Genomic DNA, 8,948 nt, shown 5'->3' with positions numbered 1-8,948 from the left:
CGGTTTAATTACCGCCCAGAGGGCGGCGTTACAATTACCAATTGGTAATTTGAGCAGCGATAGCTTCTCCAATAGCTATGGAAGCAGTAGCAGCCGGCGAAGGCGCATTACAAACATGAATCGCATTTTCTCCTTTAACTAATAAGAAATCATCGACTAATTTACCATCATTTGTTAAAGCTTGAGCGCGGACACCTGCATGGGTGGGGAGTAAATCTTGAGCTTGTACTTCAGGAATTAACCTTTGTAAACTCCTGACAAAAGCAGCTTTGCTAAAAGAGCGAATTACCTCTTCAATGCCAACTCCAGCATATTTTGCTGCCAATTTCCAGAAGCCGGGATAAGTCAAAACCTCCGCTGCATCGCGTAAGTCAATATCAGTTTTTCGGTAGCCTTCTCGTTTCAAACTCAGCACAGCATTCGGCCCGGCGTGAATAGTCCCGTCAATCATTCGCGTAAAATGAACTCCTAAAAAGGGAAAATTAGGATTGGGAACTGGGTAAATTAAGTGCTTGACTAGATAACGTTTTTCTGGTATAAGTTCGTAGTATTCTCCCCGAAAAGGTACAATCTGAATTTGAGGATTAACTTGACCGAGTTTGGCAACGCGATCGCTTTGAAGTCCCGCACAATTGACTATAAATTTTGCCTGAAAAGAACCTTGATTAGTTTCGAGAATGTGATTGCTATTGCTAGTAATAATTTTCTCAACCTTGGTATTTAGATGTAATTCACCTCCTCCCGATTTAACTAATTCTGCATATTTTTGGCAAACTTGCTTGTAGTTGATAATTCCTGTACTTGGAACGCGAATAGCGGCTAAACAACTCACGTGAGGCTCTATTTCCTTGACTTCTTCCCTAGAGATTTTTTCAACCTTTAATCCATTTTCTAAACCTCGCTGATAAAGGTTTTCTAATAATGGTATTTCTTCTGCTTCTGTGGCGACAATTATTTTACCACAAATTTCGTAATCAATACCATGCTGTTGACAGAATTCTACTAAAGATATATTGCCATCGCGGCTGAATTTTGCTTTTAAACTTCCCGGTTTGTAGTAAATTCCAGAGTGAATTACTCCGCTGTTATGTCCTGTTTGGTGGGGAGCCCAATTAGACTCTTTTTCTAAAACTAAAATTCGGAGATCCTGGTAATTGCGACTTAAGGCCATTGCCGTAGAAAGTCCGACAATTCCTCCGCCAATAACTGCGAAATCATATAAGTTTTGGCTTGGAGGTGCAGATTGAGCAATTAAATCAGTATTAATAGACATGATGAAGGCAGAAGGCAGAAGGCAGAAGGAAGAAGGAAGAAGGCAGAAGGAAGAAGGAAGAAGGAAGAAGTAAGAAGGCTTCTTCCTTCTAATGAGTCTAATAAGTGTAGAACATTTCCTGAAGTTTTTGTGGATCGTTTGTAATCGTCAAACCTAACATTAAGAGGAGGCGGGCTTTTTGAGGAGTTAAATTATCTGCAACAATGAAACCGTTTTCATCATCTTTCTCTTCTCCATTTCGCACCACTCGGCCTGAACCTGTGCGGGAACTACGTGCGATCGCAATCCCTTTTTTGCTGGCTGCGATCGCAGATTCCTCTAACTGTACAGAAATACTGCCATCCCCAACCCCCGCATAGACAATACCTTTTGCACCATCGGCGATCGCAGCATTGAGCATGGCGGGGCGGTTGTTGCCATACCCATAAATGATATCAACTTGAGGCAGTGCAGTCAGCGTGCTAACTTCAAAGGGAGTAGCCACCGTATGCTTGCGAATCGGCATTCTGTAAAAGTAGGGTTTGCCTAATTCAACATAGCCTAAATAGCCCATGTCATGGGCTTGAAAGGTGTTGAGGCTAGTTGTGTTTGTTTTCGTCACCTCACGCGCCGCCGAAATTTGGTCATTGAGGCTGACAAATACACCTTTACCTACTGCTTCAGGACTACGTGCGATCGCCACCGCATTATACAAATTTAGAGGCCCATCAGCACTGAGAGCTGTTGCTGGTCGCATCGCTCCCACTACTACCACAGGCTTTGTACTCTTGGTTACTAGGTTGAGAAAATAGGCAGTTTCTTCAAGCGTATCCGTCCCGTGAGTAATTACAACCCCATTGACATCAGGCTTTGCTAGAAGCTCATTGACGCGCTTTGCAATTTTCAGCAAACCTTCGTTAGTCATGTTTTCGCTAGCAATTTGCAGCACTTGTTCACCCGTAACATTAGCAATATTTTGCATCTCTGGTACGGCTGAGATCAGGCTTTCAACGGGCAATTTTGCAGCTTGATAGCCTGCGGTTGTAGTAGAAGTTGCACCTGTTCCCGCGATCGTTCCCCCAGTCGCCAGAATCACAACATTGGGTAAGCTGCGGTTAGGTAAGCGGGGGGATGGTGCGGGTGCAGGAGATTGAGCAATAATTGGGGCCGACTGCGATCGAGAGTTAGCCATCACTGGCAAGATTATTAGACAACAGAGGGTTAGCGCTGCCAATAAAGCAGGAATGATTTGCTTTTTATTCATAAGAAATACCCTGAAATTGGTTTAGTCTCTGGAACGACAAAGCAAGCATAGCCCGTCCGCTTGTATGACTTGGTATTCTTAGGAACCTTTAGAAGTTGATATTTTTAAAGAACTCGATCCGATCGCCCCTCTTCCCCCCTTCTTCCCTAGCCCCTAGCCCCTAGCCCCTAGCCCCTCTTTTCCCCCTTCTTCCCTAGCCCCTAGCCCCTAGCCCCTAGCCCCTCTTTTCCCTTCTATACTTTTTGCCAAATTTTAATTGTCGCGTCATTACTGCCACTAACTATGATATTTCCATCAGGGCTAAAGGCTACAGATCGAACTGAATCCGAATGATCGGTGAGAGTGCGATCGGGAGAGATTTTTACACCTACTTCTAAATCTCTACTTAACTGCCATAACATTACAGTTCCATCTATACTACCGCTGACTAAAGTATCACCTTGAGGGCTAAAAGCTAGGGATTCAACTGAATCAGAATGACCGATCAGGGCAGCAAAATCTCTGCCCATACTTAGCTGCCAAATTTTTATAGTTTTGTCGCCACTGCTACTAGCAAGAAGCTTACCATCTGGGCTGAAAGCGACAGACCAAACTGGATAAGAATGACCTAATAAGGTAGCAAATGGTTTGTTGGTACTCACGTCCCATAGACCAATAGTGCCATCGCCGCTACCGCTAGCTAAGGTTTTGCCGTCGGGACTGAAAGCAACAGACCAAACTGGGTAAGAATGAGCGTTGAGGGTAGTGAAGGCCTTGCAGTTGGTTAAATCCCACAGTCCAATACTGCCATCGGAACTGCCAGCGGCGAGAATGAGGCCGTTGGGACTTAAAGCAATTGAACAAACTGGGACGGAAAAACCGCTTTTGATGTCTAGCTTTTGATTGGTGGCTACATCCCATAAGTCAATCAGTTCGTCGCCACCACTGGCGAGAGTTTGGCTATCTGGGCTGAAGGCGAGGGGATAAAAGGAAAAAACTAAGTCTGGTTCGGGGTTGAGGGTGCTCTCCTGTCCGGTTTTGAGATCCCACAGTTTTACGGTTTTGTCATCGCTGCTGCTGGCTAGGGTTTTTCCGTCGGGGCTGATGGCGATCGCCCTGATTCCTTGCGCGTGTCCCGTGAGGGTACGTACACATTCCCAGGTCTGATTTTGAGGCTTTGGCATGGACTGAAATAAGGGTTCCGTTAGGGACGATGCCTGCGGCTGGCTACGCCTATGCGCTAAGCAAATTATCTTTGTTGACAACTCTGTATAAGATTATCAAAGCTTGATATCAGGCATAGATGGCACTAGGCGGCGACTGGGAATTAGAAGCAAAATTAGGAGAAATATCTACACCTAGATTACCGCAGAACGCCTCTCACTTTAATGAAGAGCTAATGGGTAAATGCACTTAGCTAATACCATAAAAATTGCCAATTTTATGTAAAGTATTATTAAAGATTGTCTTACATTCCACCGTAAGTTTACACAAAAAACAAACTACAATTCTTGTCATCTGTCAAAAGTGTGATATAGTCTGGGTATGGGAACGTATCAAGCAACAAAATATCCCCGAAAGTCCATTTAAGTTCTGGACTGCCCCAATCAGACTCTACTTTACTAGCTGCATTACTACGGCAAAACCCCCAGTTTCAGGCGGTCAGGATATCCCCCAAGGGTTTAATTTATGGTGCATAAATATTCATCTCGTAAGAACAAGCAACAATTATCAATTTGTCCATAATGAATAAGCACATCATTTTCGTAGATTCCTCTGTACAAGATTATCAAAGCCTGATTCAAAACATTGATCGCACTGAGATTGTCGTTTTAAATGAAAATGCGAGCGGGATTGAGCAAATTACTAAAGTCCTCGCGGGTCAAACAGAAATTGAGGCGATACATATCCTTTCTCACGGTGCTCCGGGTATCCTCTATCTAGGTAATGCTCAACTAAGTCTGGATACTCTGAGCCTATACGCCCACCAATTACAACAGTGGGGAACGACAGGAAGCGCCATCCTCCTCTATGGGTGCTCCGTCGCAGCGGGAGACGCGGGGGCAGAATTTATAGAAAAATTACACCTAATCACGGGTGCAGCTATCAGCGCGAATCCCAACCCCACCGGGAATGCGGCAAAAGGCGGCACCTGGTCACTCACTTATCAGTACCCTGGAGACTCTTTTTTCCCTGACTCGCTAACTCCCTTCAGTACCCAAGCCTTGGCGACTTACTCTGGCTTGTTAGGTTACAAGGTATTGAAAGACATCAACCCAGGGGCTAATGGTTCATTCTCTTCCAACCTCACGAACGTGAACGGCACGTTGTATTTCAATGCCAATGACGGCACCAATGGTAATGAGTTGTGGAAAAGTGATGGGACAGCCGCCGGCACCGTCTTGGTCAAAGACATCTACCCAGGGACTTTTGGTTCAAACCTTCAGAACCTCACGAACGTGAACGGCACGTTGTATTTCAATGCCAATGACGGCACCAATGGTAATGAGTTGTGGAAAAGTGATGGGACAGCCGCCGGCACCGTCTTGGTCAAAGACATCTACTCAGGGGGTAATGGTTCAAACCCTCAGAACCTCACGAACGTGAACGGCACGTTGTATTTCCAAGCCAATGACGGCACCAATGGTAATGAGTTGTGGAAAAGTGATGGGACAGCCGCCGGCACCGTCTTGGTCAAAGACATCTACCCAGGGACTTTTGGTTCAAACCTTCAGAACCTCACGAACGTGAACGGCACGTTGTATTTCAATGCCGATGACGGCACCAATGGTCAAGAGTTGTGGAAAAGTGATGGGACAGCCGCCGGTACCGTCTTGGTCAAAGACATCTACTCAGGGGGTAATAGTTCATTCCCTCAGAACCTCACGAACGTGAACGGCACGTTGTATTTCCGTGCCGATGACGGCACCAATGGTCAAGAGTTGTGGAAAAGTGATGGGACAGCCGCCGGCACCGTCTTGGTCAAAGACCTATGGTTAGGGGGTAATGGTTCATTCCCTCAGAACCTCACGAACGTAAATGGCACCTTGTATTTCCAAGCCTATGACCCCACCAATGGTCAAGAGTTGTGGAAAAGTGATGGGACAGCCGCCGGCACCGTCTTGGTCAAAGACCTATGGTTAGGGGGTAATAGTTCAAGCCCTCAGAACCTCACGAACGTAAATGGCACCTTGTATTTCCGTGCCAATGACGGCACCAATGGTAATGAGTTGTGGAAAAGTGATGGGACAGCCGCCGGCACCGTCTTGGTCAAAGACCTATGGTTAGGGGGTAATAGTTCAAGCCCTCAGAACCTCACGAACGTAAATGGCACCTTGTATTTCAATGCCAATGACGGCACCAATGGTCAAGAGTTGTGGAAAAGTGATGGGACAGCCGCCGGCACCGTCTTGGTCAAAGACCTATTGTTAGGGGGTAATAGTTCATCCCCTCAGAACTTCAGGGACGTGAATGGTAAGTTGTATTTCACTGCCAATGACCCCACCAATGGTAATGAGTTGTGGGGACTCTCCCCTGCCATCATCACCCAAGTCTCCTCTACCACCGCCGATGGACTCTACAAAGTCGGCCAAGACATCAGCATTACAGTAAAATTTGACGAACCTGTAACCGTTACAGGAACTCCTCAACTGCAACTGAAAACCGGTACAACCAATCAATTTGCTACTTTGGTAAGTGGTAGCACCACTGATACCCTCACCTTCACATATACGGTGCAAACTGGAGATGAGAGTTCTGACCTAGAATACCTGGCAACTAACTCCCTCACCGGCGGCACGATTAAAGATAGTGAGGGAATCGATGCTGATTTAACCCTTCCTACCTTGGGTGCAGCCGCATCTCTTGGGGGGAGTAAAGCTCTTGTCATTGATGGTGTAGCCCCCACTGTCACGATTAACCAAGGGAGTAGTCAAGCCGACCCAACGGCAAATACCCTGATTAACTACACCGTTGAATTTAGTGAACCGGTGACGGGGTTTGATAATACGAAGGTCATCCTCAGTGGAACGGCCGGAGCTACCACCGCTACGGTGACAGGAGGTGGTACATCTTACAATGTGGCAGTTAGTGGCATGACTCAAGCGGGTACTGCGATCGCTAGTATTAATGCCAATGCGGTTATGGATATAGCTGGGAATCCTAACACAGCAGCCAGTACCAGTACAGATAACCAAGTTACCTTCACTAAAAATACCGCTCCAGTTGTCGCTACTGCAATGACGGATCAATCAGCTACGCTTAACACAGCATTTACTTATACAGTACCAGCGGGTACATTTACCGATGCTGAAAATGATCCGTTAACTTACACCGCGACAAAGGAAGATGGAACCGCTTTACCGACTTGGTTAACATTTAATGCCGCGACAGGCATCTTTGGTGGCACACCTGCAACGGCAGATGTGGGTAATTTAAAGGTAAAAGTCAGTGCGTCTGATGGGAAAGCTGCTACTAGCAATACTTTCATTTTGACGATTGCTGATAAACCAAATACTGTTCCGGTTGTAGCCACTGCAATTACGAATCAATCAGCTACGCTTAACACAGCATTTACTTATACAGTACCAGCGGGTACATTTACCGATGCTGAAAATGATCCGTTAACTTACACCGCGACAAAGGAAGACGGAACCGCTTTACCGACTTGGTTAACATTTAATGCCGCGACAGGCATCTTTGGTGGCACACCTGCGACGGCAGATATCGGTAACTTACAAGTCAAAGTGAGTGCGTCAGATGGGAAAGCTACTATTAGCAATACTTTCATTTTGACGATTGCTGATAAACTCAACACCGCTCCCATCGTTGCCAGTGCGATTACGGGTCAATCTGCTGCGGTGAACACGGCGTTTAATTACACAATACCAGCAGGTACATTTACCGATGCTGAAAATGACCCGTTAACTTACACCGTGACGAAAGAAGACGGAACTGCTTTACCCACCTGGTTAACATTTAATGCAATAACAGGCACATTGAGTGGAACGCCTGCGACAGGGAATATCGGGAACTTACAAGTCAAAGTAAGTGCCTCAGATGGGAAAGTTGCTACTAGCAATACCTTCCTCTTGACAGTTTCTGATAAACTCAACACCGCTCCCATCGTTGCCAGTGCGATTACGGATCAATCCGCTACGGTCAACACAGCGTTTAAATATACAGTACCGGCGGGTACATTTACCGATGCTGAAAATGACCCATTAACTTACACAGCAACGAAAGAAGACGGAACCACTTTACCCAGTTGGTTAACCTTTGACCCCACGACTCAGGCTCTTAGTGGAACACCCGCAACGGGGGATGTGGGGAACTTAAAGGTAAAAGTGAGTGCTTCAGATGGGAAAGTCTCAACCAGTGATGTCTTCCAAGTTAGTGTCAATACACCAACACCATCGGTAACACCATCGGTAACACCAACACCATCGGTAACACCATCGGTAACACCAACACCATCGGTAACACCATCGGTAACACCATTACCATCGGTAACACCATCACCATCGCTAACACCATCGGTAACACCATCACCATCGGTAACACCATCGGTAACACCATCGGTAACACCCACAACAGTAGAAATTAACACGCCCCTAGTCGGTAAAATCGGTCGCGGTGAACGAAGTAATTACCCGCAAAATCAAGTGGTAGATAACCAATATCTACTGACGGATAATGATGACACCAGTATCCCACTATCAGCCTTTGGCAAACCTATATTCGCGTTATCAGGTAATGATAACTTGATGGGAAGTGACGAGAATGATACGATTTATGGCAACCAAGGTGCTGATATCATTGATGGCGTTAAAGGTGACGATCAATTGTTTGGGGGGAAAGAATCGGATCAATTGTTTGGTGGTAATGGTGATGACTTATTGAGTGGAAATAATGACAACGATATTCTCACTGGTGGTGAGGGTAATGATCTGTTACGGGGTGGTAAGGAAAATGATGTCTTAATTGGTGGGAATGGGAATGATGTGTTATGGGGAGATCGAGGTTTCGATGTTCTCAAAGGTGGTGCAGGAAATGATAACTTTGTGTTACAATATACTGCTAGTAATCTATCTCAAACTGATGTGATTACCGACTTCACCTCTGATGATAAAATCAAGTTAATTGATGTCACCTTCAGTCAACTTACCTTTGAGTCAGTTAATGTTATCTTAGATGGGGTGAGTGCTGTAGTATCAACGGCAATTAAATCGGGGAATGATTACTTAGGAGTGGTTTATAATGTGAATCCAACTGCTCTTAATAGTAGCTCTTTTTTGTAGGAATTACTTAAAGCCTGGCGAATAGAATTCGCGGCTACACAAACAAAGTCCGCCTACGCGGACTAAAGGAAAATCAGACCTTTCTAAACCCGCGCAGGCGGGTTTTGTGTGTGTAGAAGCGGTTTCAACCGCCTAGTTTCTATCCGTAACGCCG

The 8,948-nt window shown here is 45.7% G+C and carries 4 protein-coding genes; 1 reads left to right on the top strand and 3 read right to left on the bottom strand.

Features of this window, described 5'->3' with window-relative positions; genetic code table 11:
- Positions 1-34: 34 nt before the first annotated feature.
- The 3 genes from lhgO to PY364_RS06025 form a co-directional block, all read right to left on the bottom strand.
- On the bottom strand, positions 35-1,273 hold the full coding sequence (gene lhgO / locus PY364_RS06035; RefSeq protein ID WP_275521342.1) for an L-2-hydroxyglutarate oxidase: 1,239 nt from the start codon (positions 1,271-1,273) through the stop codon (positions 35-37).
- Positions 1,274-1,370: 97 nt separating this feature from the next.
- Positions 1,371-2,516 (bottom strand): type II asparaginase, encoded by a 1,146-nt coding sequence (locus PY364_RS06030; protein ID WP_275521340.1) that lies wholly within the window; start codon positions 2,514-2,516, stop codon positions 1,371-1,373.
- 233 nt (positions 2,517-2,749) lie between these two features.
- Entirely contained in the window at positions 2,750-3,679 is a 930-nt protein-coding gene (locus PY364_RS06025; protein ID WP_275521338.1) for a WD40 repeat domain-containing protein, read from the bottom strand.
- Between the two features lie 561 nt (positions 3,680-4,240).
- Between PY364_RS06025 and PY364_RS06020 the strand changes: the two genes are divergently transcribed.
- The gene (locus PY364_RS06020) at positions 4,241-8,794 is read left to right on the top strand and encodes an ELWxxDGT repeat protein (protein WP_275521337.1); all 4,554 of its coding nucleotides are present in this window, start codon (positions 4,241-4,243) and stop codon (positions 8,792-8,794) included.
- Positions 8,795-8,948: the final 154 nt, after the last annotated feature.

It is taken from the genome of Kamptonema sp. UHCC 0994 (genome assembly GCF_029167235.1).
Taxonomy (GTDB): Bacteria; Cyanobacteriota; Cyanobacteriia; order Cyanobacteriales; family Microcoleaceae; genus Kamptonema.
This window is presented reverse-complemented; position numbering and strand designations above follow the sequence as displayed.